The sequence below is a fragment of the Geomonas edaphica genome (genome assembly GCF_004917075.1).
Lineage (GTDB): Bacteria > Desulfobacterota > Desulfuromonadia > Geobacterales > Geobacteraceae > Geomonas > Geomonas edaphica.
In genome coordinates, this window is the sequence record NZ_SSYB01000004.1 from 800,047 (window position 1) to 815,618 (window position 15,572).

Genomic DNA, 15,572 nt, shown 5'->3' on the forward strand with positions numbered 1-15,572 from the left:
GGCAATTACCTTGAAATGGCTGAACGCTTCTGTTATAGATAAGCTTCGCATCAACAGTACCTGCCCAAGGAGCCATTCATGTCGAATCCTCAGTTGATTATGTACGATGAGGAATTCAAACAGATAAACGTAGTGCTTGAGAAGCTGCTGCGCGAAGCCAACGCCAAAGTCATCTTCCTGGTCGACAAGAACGGCCAGTTGATTACCGGCTGCGGTGAGACAGAGCGCTTTGACACTACCTCGCTCGCCTCGCTCACCGCAGGCAACATCGCGGCGACCGGTGGCCTCGCCAAGCTGATCGGCGAGAAGGAGTTCTCCATCCTCTTCCATGAGGGTGAGAAGGACAACCTGCACATCTCTATCGTGGCGGGAAGGGTGATCCTGGTGGTGCTCTTCGATACCAGATCATCGCTGGGGCTCGTCAGGCTGAGGGTGAAGAAGGCGTCGGAGGAGTTGACCTCTATCTTCACCAAGCTTTTGGAGAAGAGCGAGGAGAAGGAGAAGAGCGGTGACAGCGAGTTCCCCTTCGCCGAAATCACCGACGACGATATCGACAACCTGTTTAGCTAGGCAGTAACTATAAGAGGTAAAGCCGGATGTCTTTCATCAACTACGCTTCTCGAGAAATCAACTGCAAGATCGTCTACTACGGCCCGGGGCTCTGCGGCAAGACGACGAACCTGCAGTACGTTTACCAGAAGACCGCCGCTGACGCGAAAGGGAAGATGATCAGTCTTGCGACCGAGACCGAGCGCACCCTTTTCTTCGATTTTCTTCCTCTCGCCCTGGGCGAGATCCGCGGTTTCAAAACCCGCTTCCATCTGTACACCGTCCCCGGGCAGGTCTTCTACGACGCGTCGAGAAAGCTGATCCTGAAGGGTGTGGACGGCGTGGTGTTCGTGGCCGATTCCCAGGAAGAGAGGATGGACGCCAACATCGAGAGCGTCGAGAACCTGCGCATCAACCTGATCGAGCAGGGTTACGATCTGGACAAGATCCCCTACGTGGTCCAGTACAACAAGCGCGACCTCCCGAACGTGGTGAGCGTGGATGAGCTGCGCCGCGAGCTGAACCCGACCGGCGTGCCAGAATTCGAGGCCTGCGCCACCACCGGCGAAGGGGTCTTCGAGACGCTGAAGGCGATCGCCAAGCTGATCCTGTTCGACCTGAAGAAAGGGAAGTAGGCAGAGCCGCCAGGATGGCGGTTGCGAGATAAAGAGAAGGGGGCGCCGGATAAACCGGCGCCCCCTTTTATTTTTGCTGGCGTGAAAGGATCGCGGCTGTGGCAAGAGTGTTAGGGCGAATGATTATTCGCCCCTACGGTCCTGCCCTTTCAGGTGCTCCCACAGGGCCCTGGCGGCAGCTTCGGTCATCCCCGGTGCGGCGATCAGTTCCTCGAGTGTCGCTCCCTGCACCCCTTTTAAACTACCGAAGTGCTTCAAGAGAGCCTTCTTCCTCTTCGTGCCGATGCCTGGAACCTGATCGAGCTCCGACCCTGTCATGATCTTGCTGCGGACCGCCTTGTGGTAGGTGACCGCGAAGCGGTGCGCCTCGTCGCGGATGCGCGCCAGGAGCAAGAGCGGGGCGGAACTCTGCCTGAGCACGATCGGGTTCTTCCTCCCGGGGCGGAACACCCGCTCGTCGCTCTTCGAGATCTCCTCGCTTTCCATGTCCCTGAAGGTGCGGCTCTTGGCGAGGCCCGCGGCCTCGACCCCGGAAACGCCCAACTCCTCAAGCACCGCGTTCAGTACGCCCAACTGCCCTAAACCACCGTCCACCACGATGAGATCGGGCTGTTCCTCGGTGGTCTCAGCCTTGAAACGACGCGAAAGCACCTCGCGCATCATGGCGAAGTCGTCGGACTGCAGCACCCCCTTGATCCTGTAGCGCCGGTACAGGTTCTTGTCGGCCTTGCCGTCGATGAAGACGACACGGCTCCCCACCGCCATCTCCCCCTGGATGTTGGAGATGTCATAGCATTCGATCCTTTTGGGGGGACGGGTGAGGTGCAGCTTCTCGGCGAGTTCGCTCAGCAGCGTCTCGGACGAGCTCTCCTTTGCCAGTCGCTCCTTGGCGGCAGTCTCGGCGTTCTTCTGCGCGAGCTTCACCATCTCCAGCTTGGGGCCGCGCTGCGGCGCCGCTATGCTCACCTTCTTCCCAGCCTTCTCGGAAAGGAGCTCCTCGAGCGGGCCCGGCTCGGGTATCGCCATCGGGATCAGCACCTGGGGAGTGATCGGCGCATCCAGGGCGTAGTACTCGTTCAGGAACGAGGCGAGCCCTTCCTCGGCCTCCATCTCCCACTCGAAAAGGAAGCTGCGCCCGCCGGTGACGGTGCCGCCGCGGATGTGCAGGAGGGCGATCTGCATCCGGTCCCCGTCCTGGTGCAGGCCGAAGACGTCGCTGTCGCCACCGCGCGCCACCATTTTCTGGCGTTCCACGGTGACCTCGATGGCGCGCACCAGGTCACGGTAGCGGGCCGCGTCCTCGTAGCGCATCTCCTGGCTCGCCTGGTTCATCTTCGCGCGGTACAGGCGGGCGATCTCGGTGTTCTTCCCTTCGAGGAAGAGTGCCGCTCCTTCGGCGAGAGTCGCGTAATCCTCCTTGCTGATCAGGCCGCAGCAGGGGGCGGAACACTGCTTGATCTGGTGGTACAGGCAGGGGCGCTTTCTGGCCATGCAGGTCGCCAGCGGGTAGTGGCGCAGCGGGAACATCTTGTAGAGCTGCTTCAGCACCTCCTTCGCGGCGGTGGCGGAGGAATAGGGGCCGAAGTAGCGCGCACCGTCGGAAGGGATCTTGCGAACCAGCGAGAGGCGCGGGAAGTCTTCCTTCATATCCATGCGCAGCGAGAAGTAGGTCTTGTCGTCGCGCAGGTTGATGTTGTACTTCGGGCGGTGCTGCTTGATCAGCGTGTTCTCGAGGATCAGCGCCTCTTTCTCGGTGTCGGTGACGAGGTAGTCGACCGTCTCGACCAGTTGCACCATGAAGCGTATGTGCACACGGGAGTCGCGGGTGTCCCCGACGTAGGCCCGGACGCGGTTTCTCAGGTTGCGAGCCTTGCCGACGTAGATAACGGTGCCGTCCGAGGTCTTCATGAGGTAGACGCCGGGGGAGGTGGGGAAGTTCTGGATCATCTCCTGGGTAATCATGTGGCGTAGTATAGACGGTTGCTGATTAGAAGGGAAGGTGGGACGTGCTGACGGGAGGGTATGCTCCTCCACCCGGAGGGGGGAGGTTGGGAGGGGGGAAGCCTTACGGCTCCCTCTTCCCCCTCCCCGGCCCTCCTCCTCCGGGGGAGGGAGAGCCTGAGAGAAGTCAGTGGAGTGGTGGCTAGCGCTTCCCGGTCCTGCTGCCGGGCTTGGCGGCACCGCCGGGACGGGAGGTCGGCCGGCTCCCTGCGGGTTTGGACGCACCGGCGGGTCTGGCCGCTCCTGCTTTGGCTGCGGTGGGTCTTGTCCCGGCCGGCTTGGCGGCGGGACCAGGCGCCGATTTGGCTGCGGGCCTGGCTGCCGGTTTGGCTGCCGGTTTGGCTGCCGGTTTGGCTGCCGGTTTGGCTGCCGGTTTGGCTGCCGGTTTCGCAACCGGCTTAGCCGCCTCGGCTGCCGCTGCAGCCTTCTTCTCGGCTGCTTTCTTTTCTGCCGCCTCGACGCGCCACCTCGGGAGGGTCTTGGCGCCGCCACCGCCCGCCTTCATCTTCTGCGGATTGGCGTACGACACGGTGACCTTTTTGTCGAGGAGCCATGCGCCGTCCAGCGAGTCGATGGCGTCCTTCGCCTCCGCCTCGGTGGACATCCTCACGTAGCCGCATCCCTTGAACTGGCCGGTCGCCGGGTCGGTGATCAGGTGAATCGAGGTCACCGTGCCGGAGACGGAGAACAACTTATTGATTTCATATTCGGTGATATCGTAGGACAGGCTTCCCACGTAAAGTTCCTTGCCAGCTTTTGCCATGTAACGTTCTCTCCTTGATTTGGTCGGCACACTCTAGCACAACAGGCCCCGGCGCCGCAAAGTTTCTTTCGCGCCGCCCGTTTAGGCGCCGCGTCGCTCCCTGAGGATGGCGGTGAAGAGCGGCTCCCGGTCGGCCTTTGACGCCGAAACCACCATCTCCACCTGGACGAGTTTTCCCCCCGCGCTCACCACCTGCTGCCGCGTGGTCTCCTCCTTGAATTCACTGGGTTGTTCGATCCGCTCCCTGAGCGCCGCCCCCTCTTCGAGGAAATCGTAAACCGACTCGCCGAGCAGCATCTGGCGGTTCCGGCCGAAGAGCGCCTCCGCCTTCTCGTTGGCGATGACGATCTTGCCGTCCTTCAGAAAGGTGATTACGGCCGAGGCGGCGACCTCGATGAAGCGGCGGTAACGCTCGTCGGCCTCCCGCGACTGAACGGTGCGGCGCGAGAGTTCGTCCATCATGTCGTTGAAGGCGCCGATCAGCATGCCGATTTCGTCGTGGGACTTCTGCGGGAGCTTTTCGTCGAAGAATCCGGTCCTGGTTACGTTAGTGATCGCGCCGGAGAGGAGCCGGACCGGTTCGATGATCAGGCGGCTCATGATGAAGCCCATGACGATGGTGACGATGAGGAAGACGGCGCCGCGCGCCATCATGTCCAGTTTGAAGTCGGCGCCGAGCTGGGCGTAAAGGTCTTTGATCGGCACGGTCACCGAGACGGCGCCGATCACCTCGCCCACCTTGTAGTTGTACGAATAGTGGCCGGGGGGGAAGCGTTTTCTGACGAAGTCCGGGGCGCTCTGGTAGCTGCCGTGGCACTCGAGGCAGGAGGCGGTGGCGCGCATCGGCAGCAGGTAGCGGAAGACGCTGGAGTCGCCGCTTTCCACGATGCCGTAGGTCTCGGCGGCAGGCTGGGTGATGAACTTGGTAAGTTGGGCGGTCTCGTAAACGTCGGGGCGGTTTTCCGGGTTGCGGTAGCGCAAGGAGACCTGGCGCACGTAGAACTTGCTGTTCTGGGTGACCCGTCTGGCCACCTGGGTCGCGACCACCTGCGGCACGAGGCCGTAGTTGCGTTCCGGTTCGTCCTTCACGACCGACGACATGTACTCCCGTGTTTCGATCAGTTGGGTCGCCAGGCTGCGTGCGTTGTCCACCGCGAAGCGGAGGATGAACTCTTTCTGGCGTTGGTAGGTGAATATGCCGGTGGCGAGGAGGAGGGCTATCAGAAGCAGCGACATGAGGCCGAAGAACTTGCTGCGGATGGACAAATCTGACGGGCGGGGCATGTATCCTCCTGAAATCCATGGCACTGAAGCCCCAAGTATAACGGAGGTGACGCGAACTGCAAAAAAAGCCCCATCCGCGGAGGGGCCGGACGGGGCAAAAGGAGTGTTTGTGGAGTTTAAACCTAGAACGTTGAACGCAGAACGTAGAACGTCCGTTACTTTTTGTGGCACTCGAAGCAGATCTCTTCGGTCTCGCGGCGCTTGATCTGGGCGGCCTTGTCCTTGGGGACCCCCTTACCCATCAGCTTCTCACCCATCTTGTGACAGTCGAAGCAGTTTCTCCCTTTCAGTGCTTTGTGCATCTTGACCATCGCCGGGTTTTTGCTGTGGCAGACGTTGCATTCGAAGCCATAGGCGGCGCTAGCGCAGAGTGACAGCAGCAGGACGGGGATCAGTTTCTTCATGGGACGCTCCTTCTTCTTTCAGGTTTCTATCCAGCTTCAGCGCGGGCAGCATAAACCCTTGGCTGTGTGGGCGCCTTGACCAAAGTCAAGGAAGCGGTGGCTTCGCTTCCTGAGAAAACACTTTTCATAGCCCCGCCAGTATGGTAGTTTTCCATGCTTTGCATTGTGGGAAAGACTCGGATCATTCACAAATCGAGAAGAAATCATGGCTAAGATCATCTGTGTGGCGAATCAAAAGGGTGGGGTGGGCAAGACCACGACGGCGGTGAACCTGGCAGCATCTCTGGCCGTTGCCGAGCGGCGCGTCCTCCTGGTGGACATGGACCCGCAGGGGAACGCGGGAAGCGGAGTGGGCGCCGACAAGGATGTCCTCGAGGAGAGCATCTATGACGCCCTGATCAACGACGCACCCGCCGCGCGCATCGTGCTGAAGACGGAACTCCCCTACCTGCACCTGTTCCCGGCCACCTCCGACCTCGCCGGCGCCGAGCTGGAGCTCGTGAGCGTGACCGACCGCGAGAGGAAGCTGAAGACGATCCTCGATTCCCTCGCAGGCTCCTACGACTACATCTTCATCGACTGTCCCCCTTCGCTGAACCTTCTGACCATCAACGCGATGACCGCGGCGCACTCCGTGCTGATCCCGCTGCAGTGCGAGTTCTACGCGATGGAAGGGCTTTCGCAGATACTGAAGACCATCAACCTGATCCAGCAGGGGCTGAACAAGTCGCTCGCCATCGAGGGGATCCTCCTCACCATGTTCGACGCGAGGAACAACCTCTCGCGCCAGGTCGGTGAGGAGATCAGGACCCACTTCCCCAGGGAGACCATGCAGACCGTCATCCCGAGGAACGTGAGGCTCTCCGAGGCGCCGTCGCACGGCAAGCCGATCTGCCTGTACGACATCACCTCGAAAGGGGCGACGAGCTACATGGATCTTGCCAAGGAAATAATTGCGCGCGAGGTGCCGCATGGTTAAGAAAATGGGACTCGGCAAGGGGATGGGGGCGCTGCTCCCGGTCGTGGAGGATCACGGCAAGAAGTACTTCTCTTGCCCGATCGAAGAGATCAAGCCGAACAAGGAACAGCCGAGAAAGACCTTCGTCAACGAGAAGCTCGAGGAGCTCGCCGCCTCCATCAGGGAGAAGGGGATCATCCAGCCTCTGGTGGTGGTCAAGAAGGCGGGGCACTACGAGCTGATCGCGGGGGAGCGCCGCTGGCGTGCGGCCCAGAAGGCGGGCCTCAGGGAGGTCCCGGTGGTGATCCAGGACGTCTCCGAGGAGACCGCCCTGGAGATGGCGCTCATCGAGAACATCCAGCGCGAGGACCTGAACGCGGTCGAGGAGGCCGAGGCCTACCACGCGCTTTTGGAGCGTTTCTCGCTTTCCCAGGAGGAACTGGCGAAAAGGGTGGGCAAGGAGCGCTCCACGATCGCGAACGCCCTGCGTCTCTTGCGTCTCCCGGTGGAGATCAAGCGCGACGTGGCGGAGGACCGCATCTCCATGGGGCACGCCCGGGCGCTTTTGACCCTGGAGGACGCCGAGGAGCAGAAGGCGGTGCGCGACGAGATCGTTAAGGGGCACCTGTCGGTGCGCGAGACCGAGGCGCTCGTGAAGCGCAGGAAGGCCGGCCCGCCGAAGAAGGCGGCGAAGCCGTCGCTCGACCCGGACCAGAAGGACCTCGTGGAGCGCATGCAGCGCCATTTCGCCGCCAGGGTCGCGCTCAAGCGCTCCGGGCGCGGCGGCAAGCTCGAGATCAGCTTCGGCGACATGAAGGAGCTGACCCGCATCGTGGAGCTTTTGAACCTCTAACGTCTAGCACGCTTGCGTCCTGCTCTTCTCCGCCCTATCCAGCTTCCCCCTTTCGCAAAGGGGGATTCAGGGGGATTAACTCTGTGGCAACAGGGGGTGCTGTGGCTACCTCGGCTAAATCCCCCCTGCCCCCCTTCGCAAAGGGGGGTGAAGGCAACAACCCAAAAACAGCTCAACCTCTTTCCGTTTCGGGGAGGGGGAATGAGGCAGAGCTTCTTCGTTTTTCCTCAGCAGCACCTGCCGTAACTGTTTCAGATCCACCACCCATTGGGTAGCAATTCCGAACATCGTTCCAAATGTCATACACGATCCTGTCTACAAAACCCGCGCTAACTCACGGTTCACGTCCTTAAGGCCGCTTCCGGGTGGCCCGATTGGTCTAGTGGTACAGCCACAAGACATTGATGTTTGGCCTTGTCGAAGTGTATACAATTCTTCGCGCAAACGGATAAATCGCTTGACACAAAAAGCATTTATGTGATAGCAATCACCTGTTTTGCGCGGACCCCAAACAGAGTCAAAGGCGTATACGCCTTTAAAAATGTTCGAATAGAGGTGGTTTGGTGATCAATTTAGACATCGCATTTGTATTCCAGCTGGTGAACTTCCTGGTGCTGGTACTGCTCCTGAACGTCTTCCTCTATAAGCCGCTCAGGAAACAGCTCGCCGACCGCGCCGCCCAGGTCGCCGGGGCGAAGCAGAAGAGCGCCGAGGTTGACAGGGAGGTCCAGGAGAAGCTGGCCGCTTACGAGGCACGCATGCGCGAGATCCGCGCCGGCGCCGCCGACGAGCGCGGGGCTCTGAAGAAGGAGGCCCAGCAGCAGGAGGCCGCCATCCTCGACAAGGCCCGTGCCGAGGCTACCGAGTCCCTGGCTTCCATCAAGGCGAAGGTTGCCAAGGAGGCGGAGGAAGCACGCCGCATCCTGACCGCCAGCGCCGAGACCCTGTCCGCTGATATCTGTGAAAAAGTTCTGGGGAGGAGCCTGTAGCATGAAGAAACGTACCCTGGTTTATACCCTCTCCGTCAGCGCCCTCGTCCTTGGCCTGGCCGCCGTGGGCTTCGCCCAGGAGGCTGCCGAAGGCGGTCACCACGCGAACACCGGCGCCCAGATGAAGGACTTCATGTGGCGCTGCATCGACTTCGCCGCCCTCGTCGCCATCGCCGTCTGGGCCCTCAAAAAGGCCGACGTGAAGGGGACCTTGGCCGCTCGCCGCGAAGGGATCGAGAAGACCCTCAAGGAAGCAGTCGAGGCGAAGGAAGCCGCCGAGAAGAAGTTCGCCGAGTACTCCCAGCGTCTTGATTCGGCCAACAAGGAGATCGAAGTGATCTCGGCCAACATGAAGCGTGAAGGTGAGCTCGAGAAGGAGCGTATCATCGCCGAGGCTAAAGAGGCCGCCGCCCGCATCAAGGCTCAGGCCGAGGCCGCTGCCGAGCAGGAAGTCCTCAAGGCGAAAGACGAGCTCCGCGCCGAGGCCGCACGCCTCGCGGTCGAACTGGCCGAGCAGAAGATCAAGCAGAACATTGCAAAAGGCGACCAGGACAAGCTGGTGGGCGACTATATCTCGAAGGTGGTGACTCTACATTGAGTACTAACGCTATTGCCAAACGTTACGCCAAGGCACTCGTGCAGATTGGCTCGGAAGCAGGGAGCGTGGAAGGGTTCAACGGCGAACTCGCCCGCTTCAGCGCTGTCCTGATCGACAGCAACGAGCTTTCCGCAATCTTTGCGAACCCTGCCTACGGCATCGAAGAGAAGAAAGAGATCCTCAAGGACCTGGTGGGGAAGCTCTCCATCTCCCCGATGATCTCCAACCTGCTCATGCTCCTCCTCGAGCGCAGCCGCATCTCGGTGCTGCCGCAGATCGCGGAGAGCTACGGCGTCTTCGCCGACGAGCTTTCCGGCGTGATCCGTCCGACCCTCTCCTCCGGGCTGCCGCTCGACGCGGCGCAGGTCGAGGAGATCAAGGGCGCGCTCGCCAAGTCGACGGGGAAAAAGGTTGAACTGAAGGTTGTGGTCGATCCGGCGCTCATCGGCGGCGTGGTCACCCAGATCGGCGATAAAGTCTTCGACGGCTCGGTAAGGACACAGTTAGCTAACATTCAGGATATATTACAGAAGGGGTGAGACGGTTCTATGGAAATCAAAGCGGAAGAAATCAGCGAGATTATCAAGAAGCAGATCAAGGATTACGGCAAAGAGGTGGCGGTAGCCGAAACCGGTACCATCATCTCCATCGGTGACGGTATTGCCCGTATCCACGGTCTTGACAAGGCGATGGCAGGCGAGCTCCTCGAGTTCCCGCACGGCATCACCGGCATGTGCCTCAACCTCGAGGAAGACAACGTCGGCGCCGCGATCCTCGGTGAGTTCTCCGAGATCAAGGAAGGCGACACCGTCAAGCGTACCGGCAGGATCGTCGAGGTCCCGGTAGGCGACGCCCTCGTCGGCCGCGTGGTCGACGCGATCGGTAACCCGATCGACGGCCTCGGCCCGATCAACACCTCCACCTTCGGCAAGGTCGAAGTGAAGGCCCCCGGCATCGTCAAGCGTAAGTCGGTGCATCAGCCGATGCAGACCGGCCTCAAGGCGATCGACTCCATGGTTCCGATCGGGCGCGGCCAGCGCGAGCTGATCATCGGCGACCGCCAGACCGGCAAGACTGCCGTCGCGATCGACACCATCATCAACCAGAAGGGCGGCGACGTGGTCTGCATCTACGTTGCGATCGGCCAGAAGCGCTCCACGGTTGCCCAGGTCGTTTCCAAGCTCAAAGAGCACGGCGCGATGGACTACACCATCGTCGTTGCCGCTACCGCTTCCGAGCCTGCTCCGCTGCAGTTCATCGCACCGTACACCGGCGTAACCATGGGCGAGTTCTTCCGCGATGGCGGCAAGCATGCCCTGATCATCTACGATGACCTCTCCAAACAGGCCGTCGCTTACCGCCAGCTTTCCCTGCTGCTTCGCCGCCCGCCGGGGCGTGAAGCTTACCCGGGCGACGTCTTCTACCTCCACAGCCGTCTCCTCGAGCGTGCGTGCAAGGTATCCGACGAGTGCGGCGCCGGTTCGCTTACCGCTCTGCCGATCATCGAGACCCAGGCGGGCGACGTTTCGGCGTACATCCCGACCAACGTTATCTCGATCACCGACGGCCAGATCTACCTGGAGAGCGACCTGTTCTACTCCGGCGTACGCCCGGCCATCAACGTCGGTCTGTCCGTTTCCCGCGTCGGCGGTTCCGCACAGATGAAGTCGATGAAGCAGGTTGCCGGTACGCTGCGTCTGGCTCTCGCCCAGTACCGCGAGATGGCAGCGTTCGCACAGTTCGGCTCCGACCTCGACAAGGCTACCCAGATGCAGCTCGCCCGTGGTGCCCGCCTCGTCGAGATCCTGAAGCAGCCGCAGTACAAGCCGCTCTCCAACGAGAAGCAGGTCCTCGTCATCTTCGCCGCCAACAACGGCTTCGTCGACGACTACCCGGTCAACTCGCTTGGCAAGTACGAGCAGGAACTCTACGCGTTCTTCGACGCAAGGAAGGCGGATCTCCTCGCCACCCTGCGCGACAAGAAGGCCATCGACGACGATCTGAAAGCCCAGATCATCGCCAGCCTCGAGGAGTTCAAGAAGGAATTTACTGCCTAAACCAAGGACGGACTTAGCGAATGGCAAACCTTAAGAGCATCAAGAAACGGATCGTATCCGTAAAAAATACCCGGCAGATCACCAAGGCCATGAAGATGGTCTCGGCCGCCAAGCTGCGTCGCGCCCAGGAGAACGTGGTCGCCGCGCGCCCCTACGCGGGCAAGCTCGCGGAGGTGCTTGAGCGTCTCGCCAAGACCCAGGAGTCGGATGCCAATCCGCTCATGGTGAAGCGTGACGGCGGTCGTGCCCTCCTGGTGGTGGTCACCTCGGACCGCGGCCTGTGCGGCGGCTTCAACGCCAACCTCTCCAAGGCCGCAGACCGCTTCATGAAGGAGCGCAAGGGCGACTTCAAGGAAATGACCCTGATGACCATCGGCCGCAAGGGTTACGAGTTCCTGAGGAACCGCCACACGGTCCGCAAACATCACGGCAACATCTTCTCCACCCTCTCCTACCAGACCGCGGCCCTCATCGCCGCCGAACTGATCGAGGGATACCTGGCGGAGGAGTACGACGAAGTCTTCATCATCTACAACGCCTTCAAGAGCGTCATGACCCAGGACATCACCCTGGAGCAGCTCCTGCCCATCGCACCGAAGGCCGGCGACGAGGACGAAATCGGGACCGAGTACATCTACGAGCCGTCCAAGGGCGCGCTCCTGGACGAACTCCTTCCCAAGCACATCGAGGTCCAGGTCTTCAAGTCCCTCCTCGAGTCGGTCGCCTCCGAGCACGGCGCCAGGATGACGGCGATGGATGCGGCCTCAAAGAACGCCACCGAGATGATCGCCAAGCTGACCCTGATCTACAACAGGGCGCGCCAGGCTGCCATCACGACGGAGCTGATGGAAATCATCTCCGGCGCTGAATCGATCAAGGGTTAACACTTATAAAAATATGTGGCCCTACCGGCCGCAAAAGGAAGAGGTTTAAACATGAGTCAGAACTTCGGAAAAATTTCGCAGGTCATCGGCGCAGTTATCGACGTCGAATTCGAGCCGGGCAAGCTCCCCCCGATCTACCAGGCTCTCAGGGTAACCAACCCCGCGATCGACGATCAGGAGTTCAACCTGGTTCTCGAGGTCGCACAGCACCTGGGCGAGAACGCCGTCAGGACCATCGCAATGGACGGTACCGACGGTCTGGTTCGTGGACAGCAGGTCATGGACACCGGCAAGCAGATCTCCGTGCCGGTCGGCAAGAAGACCCTGGGCCGCATCCTGAACGTCATCGGCGAGCCGGTTGACGAGATGGGTCCGGTAGGCAACGAAAAAGAGTACGGCATCCACCGCGAGGCTCCGCTCTTCGTCAACCAGTCGACCAAGGTCGAGGCGTTCACCACCGGCATCAAGGTCGTCGACCTGCTCGCACCGTACGCAAGGGGCGGTAAGATCGGCCTCTTCGGCGGCGCAGGCGTCGGCAAGACCGTTCTCATCATGGAGCTCATCAACAACATCGCCAAGCAGCACGGCGGCTTCTCCGTCTTCGCCGGCGTCGGCGAGCGTACCCGTGAAGGGAACGACCTCTGGATGGAAATGAAGGAGTCCGGCGTTCTCGACAAGGCCGCTCTCGTGTACGGCCAGATGAACGAGCCTCCGGGGGCACGTGCCCGCGTTGCTCTCTCCGCGCTCTCCATCGCAGAGTACTTCCGTGACGAGGAAGGCCAGGACGTGCTCCTCTTCGTTGACAACATCTTCCGCTTCACCCAGGCGGGTTCCGAGGTTTCGGCGCTTCTCGGCCGTATCCCTTCCGCCGTTGGTTACCAGCCGACCCTGGCAACCGAGATGGGCGAGCTGCAGGAGCGCATCACCTCGACCAACAAGGGTTCCATCACCTCGGTCCAGGCGATCTACGTACCGGCCGACGACTTGACCGACCCGGCTCCGGCAACCGCCTTCGCCCACCTCGACGCGACCACGGTTCTTTCCCGTCAGATCGCCGAGCTCGGCATCTACCCGGCGGTTGACCCGCTCGACTCGACCTCCAGGATCCTCGATCCGCAGGTCATCGGCGACGAGCACTACGGTGTTGCCCGTCAGGTTCAGTACGTACTTCAGAAGTACAAGGACCTCCAGGACATCATCGCGATTCTCGGTATGGACGAGCTTTCCGAAGAGGACAAGCTGGTCGTTGCCCGCGCCCGTAAGATCCAGAAGTTCCTCTCCCAGCCGTTCCACGTTGCAGAGGCCTTCACCGGTTCCCCGGGCAAGTACGTCGAGCTGAAGGACACCATCAAGGGCTTCCAGGAAATCATCGCCGGCAAGCACGACGACCTTCCGGAGCAGGCCTTCTACATGGTCGGCACCATCGAGGAAGCCATCGAGAAAGCTCAGAAGCTTGCGGTGTAATTAATCTGGTACGGCTGAAGGTTTTGGGGCGGAGCACGAGTTCCGCCCCCACCTTTGCCTCAAGAGGTTTATATGGCTGAAAAACTGAAGGTTGAACTGGTAACCCCGTACAAGAAGGTCCTCTCCGAAGAGGTCGACGAGATCACCGCGACCGGTGCTCTCGGCGAGTTCGGCGTCCTTCCGGGCCACGCCCCGTTCCTCACCTCGCTGAAGATCGGCGAGCTGGCCTACAAAAAGGACGGCGTGCTGCACCATCTGGCGCTCAACTGGGGCTACTTCGAAGTGGAGAACGACCAAGTAACCGTCCTGGTCGAGACCGCCGAGAGGGCCGACGAGATCGATCTGGAGCGTGCGAAGGCGGCTCTTGGCCGCGCCGAGACCGAGCTCAAGTCGCTCACCTCGGACGACAAGAACTTCCGCATCTACCAGGCCGCCCTCGAGCGCGCCCTGATCAGGGTGCAGGTGGCAGGCAAGGCGGGCGGGCGTTAAGCCTCACGCACAAAGCGTCAAATGAAAAGAGCGGCTCGTCCGCTCTTTTTTTTTGTCCGGCGAACGGGTAATCTTAAAGCTTTCAGGCTTGGCCAGGCGCCCACCGGCGTCCGACCCGTCCGACCCGTCCGACTGGTCAGACTGGTCTGACTGCCGGAGAAAGCCGGCTTGACCGGACAACCCCGCCGCAATGTACGAGGCATTTCATGCATGACCCCGGCTACGACCTGCTGAAAAACCCGATCCCGGCACTGATCCGCAAGATCGCCCTGCCGACGAGCGTCGGCTATTTCTTCAACACCATGTTCAACGTGGTGGACACCTTCTACGGTGGACGGATCTCCACCGATGCACTGGCGGCGCTTTCCCTTTCCTTCCCCGTCTTCTTCCTGATCATCGCCATAGGCGCCGGCATCTCCACCGGGGCCACAGCCCTCATCGGCCACGCCCTCGGCGCGGGGGACCGGGAAGGTGCGCGCCACCTCTCCGGCCAGACCGTCTCCTTCGGTCTCGTGCACGGGGTGCTCCTTGCCGTAGTCGGCCTTGCCCTGGCACCCCTGCTCTTCGACCTGCTGGGCGCAAAGGCGGTCGTCAAGGACCTCGCCCTGCAGTACATGAACTGCATCTTCGCCGGCAGCATCTTTTTTCTGGTGAACTACGTCCTGAACGCGATCCTGAACGCCACCGGGGACAGCCGCAGTTTCCGCAACTACCTCGTGCTCGGTTTCTTCCTGAACCTCGCCCTCGATCCCTGGTTCATGTACGGCGGCCTCGGCATCCCCGCCATGGGGCTTCCCGGCATCGCGTGGGCCACGGTGCTGGTGCAGGCCATCGGCAACGCCTACATGCTGGTGCGGGTGAAACGCGCCGGCATGCTCTCCCGCTTCCGGCTGCGCGAGCTGATCCCGGACCGACACGCCTACGTCATGCTTGCAAAGCAAGGCTTCCCCTCCAGCCTCAACATGATGACGGTAGCGATCGGCATCTTCGTGATCACCTGGTTCGTGGGGCGCTTCGGCTCCGACGCGGTTGCCGCCTACGGCATCGCTACCCGTATAGAGCAGATCGCCCTTCTCCCGGTGATGGGGATGAACGTGGCGACGCTGGCCCTCGTCGCCCAGAACAGCGGTGCTCGGCAGTATGAGCGCGTGGTGCTGACCATACGGACCGCGCTGCGTGCCGGCATCATCCTCATGACTTTCGGCACCGCGGCCGTTTTCCTCTTTGCCGGGCCGCTGATGCGGCTTTTCAGCCAGGACCCGAAGGTCGTTGCCATCGGGGTCGGATATCTGCATATCGAGGCATTCGTCTTCATCGCCTACGTGATCCTCTACACGAGCGTTTCCGTACTGCAGGGGCTGAAGCGCCCTGCTATCCCGCTCGTTATCGGGCTCGCACGGCAGATCGTCTTCCCGATCCCGGTCTTCTACCTCCTAGCGGATGTGCTCGGTCTAGGGCTTTCCGGCATCTGGTTGGGCATCTTGCTCGTTACCTGGGTAGCGGCGCTGGTAATCATGGGTTACGTGGTGCGCCTGGCAGCGACCATGGACTGCGAAAACCTTGAATTGCAAAAGGCTGACGTGCAAGGAGAGTGATCCCGGCATGGGACCGGACGGTCGGCGCTTATTGCGCTAGAATGTCCTG

Annotated in this window: 16 protein-coding genes; 12 read left to right on the forward strand and 4 right to left on the reverse strand. The window is 61.1% G+C overall.

The genetic code is table 11. The features are described from left to right. Nucleotides 1-78 precede the first annotated feature (78 nt). Nucleotides 79-570: a roadblock/LC7 domain-containing protein gene (locus tag E8K79_RS14365; protein ID WP_135868891.1), complete on the forward strand. Its 492-nt coding sequence runs from the start codon at nucleotides 79-81 to the stop codon at nucleotides 568-570. 26 nt (nucleotides 571-596) lie between these two features. Continuing rightward, a complete protein-coding gene (locus E8K79_RS14370; protein WP_135868890.1) occupies nucleotides 597-1,184 on the forward strand; it encodes a GTP-binding protein in 588 nt (195 codons plus the stop codon). A 123-nt stretch (nucleotides 1,185-1,307) separates the two neighbouring features. Here the strand turns inward: E8K79_RS14370 and uvrC are convergent, their stop codons facing one another. From uvrC to E8K79_RS14390, 4 genes are all read right to left on the reverse strand, one after another. Next, nucleotides 1,308-3,146, reverse strand: a complete 1,839-nt coding sequence (uvrC, locus tag E8K79_RS14375) for an excinuclease ABC subunit UvrC (RefSeq protein WP_136515314.1) — start codon at nucleotides 3,144-3,146, stop codon at nucleotides 1,308-1,310. Nucleotides 3,147-3,327: 181 nt separating this feature from the next. Beyond that, nucleotides 3,328-3,948 (reverse strand): RNA recognition motif domain-containing protein, encoded by a 621-nt coding sequence (locus E8K79_RS14380; RefSeq protein ID WP_136515315.1) that lies wholly within the window; start codon nucleotides 3,946-3,948, stop codon nucleotides 3,328-3,330. An 81-nt stretch (nucleotides 3,949-4,029) separates the two neighbouring features. Next, nucleotides 4,030-5,232, reverse strand: a complete 1,203-nt coding sequence (locus E8K79_RS14385) for a Tll0287-like domain-containing protein (RefSeq protein ID WP_136515316.1) — start codon at nucleotides 5,230-5,232, stop codon at nucleotides 4,030-4,032. 155 nt (nucleotides 5,233-5,387) lie between these two features. Continuing rightward, nucleotides 5,388-5,636, reverse strand: coding sequence for a cytochrome c3 family protein (locus E8K79_RS14390; protein ID WP_135868886.1), 249 nt, complete (start codon nucleotides 5,634-5,636; stop codon nucleotides 5,388-5,390). 205 nt (nucleotides 5,637-5,841) lie between these two features. Between E8K79_RS14390 and E8K79_RS14395 the strand changes: the two genes are divergently transcribed. From E8K79_RS14395 to E8K79_RS14440, 10 genes are all read left to right on the forward strand, one after another. After that, nucleotides 5,842-6,615, forward strand: coding sequence for a ParA family protein (locus E8K79_RS14395; protein WP_136515317.1), 774 nt, complete (start codon nucleotides 5,842-5,844; stop codon nucleotides 6,613-6,615). Further along, a complete protein-coding gene (locus E8K79_RS14400) occupies nucleotides 6,608-7,447 on the forward strand; it encodes a ParB/RepB/Spo0J family partition protein (RefSeq protein ID WP_136515318.1) in 840 nt (279 codons plus the stop codon). The genes E8K79_RS14395 and E8K79_RS14400 overlap by 8 nt, the downstream gene beginning before the upstream one ends. A gap of 563 nt (nucleotides 7,448-8,010) precedes the next feature. Beyond that, nucleotides 8,011-8,436 (forward strand): F0F1 ATP synthase subunit B family protein, encoded by a 426-nt coding sequence (locus E8K79_RS14405; RefSeq protein ID WP_135868883.1) that lies wholly within the window; start codon nucleotides 8,011-8,013, stop codon nucleotides 8,434-8,436. 1 nt (nucleotide 8,437) lies between these two features. Further along, entirely contained in the window at nucleotides 8,438-9,034 is a 597-nt protein-coding gene (locus E8K79_RS14410; RefSeq protein WP_135868882.1) for a F0F1 ATP synthase subunit B family protein, read from the forward strand. After that, nucleotides 9,031-9,573, forward strand: a complete 543-nt coding sequence (gene atpH / locus E8K79_RS14415; protein WP_136515319.1) for an ATP synthase F1 subunit delta — start codon at nucleotides 9,031-9,033, stop codon at nucleotides 9,571-9,573. Before E8K79_RS14410 ends, atpH begins: the two co-directional genes overlap by 4 nt. A gap of 9 nt (nucleotides 9,574-9,582) precedes the next feature. Next, the gene (atpA, locus tag E8K79_RS14420) at nucleotides 9,583-11,091 is read left to right on the forward strand and encodes a F0F1 ATP synthase subunit alpha (RefSeq protein ID WP_135868880.1); all 1,509 of its coding nucleotides are present in this window, start codon (nucleotides 9,583-9,585) and stop codon (nucleotides 11,089-11,091) included. A 20-nt stretch (nucleotides 11,092-11,111) separates the two neighbouring features. After that, nucleotides 11,112-11,975, forward strand: a complete 864-nt coding sequence (atpG, locus tag E8K79_RS14425; protein WP_136515320.1) for an ATP synthase F1 subunit gamma — start codon at nucleotides 11,112-11,114, stop codon at nucleotides 11,973-11,975. Nucleotides 11,976-12,026: 51 nt separating this feature from the next. Further along, nucleotides 12,027-13,439, forward strand: a complete 1,413-nt coding sequence (gene atpD, locus E8K79_RS14430; protein WP_135868878.1) for a F0F1 ATP synthase subunit beta — start codon at nucleotides 12,027-12,029, stop codon at nucleotides 13,437-13,439. Between the two features lie 72 nt (nucleotides 13,440-13,511). After that, nucleotides 13,512-13,928 carry a F0F1 ATP synthase subunit epsilon gene (locus E8K79_RS14435; RefSeq protein WP_135868877.1) on the forward strand — a complete coding sequence of 139 codons (417 nt, stop codon included), beginning with the start codon at nucleotides 13,512-13,514 and terminating at the stop codon, nucleotides 13,926-13,928. A 206-nt stretch (nucleotides 13,929-14,134) separates the two neighbouring features. Beyond that, nucleotides 14,135-15,523: an MATE family efflux transporter gene (locus E8K79_RS14440; RefSeq protein ID WP_136515321.1), complete on the forward strand. Its 1,389-nt coding sequence runs from the start codon at nucleotides 14,135-14,137 to the stop codon at nucleotides 15,521-15,523. Nucleotides 15,524-15,572 lie beyond the last annotated feature (49 nt).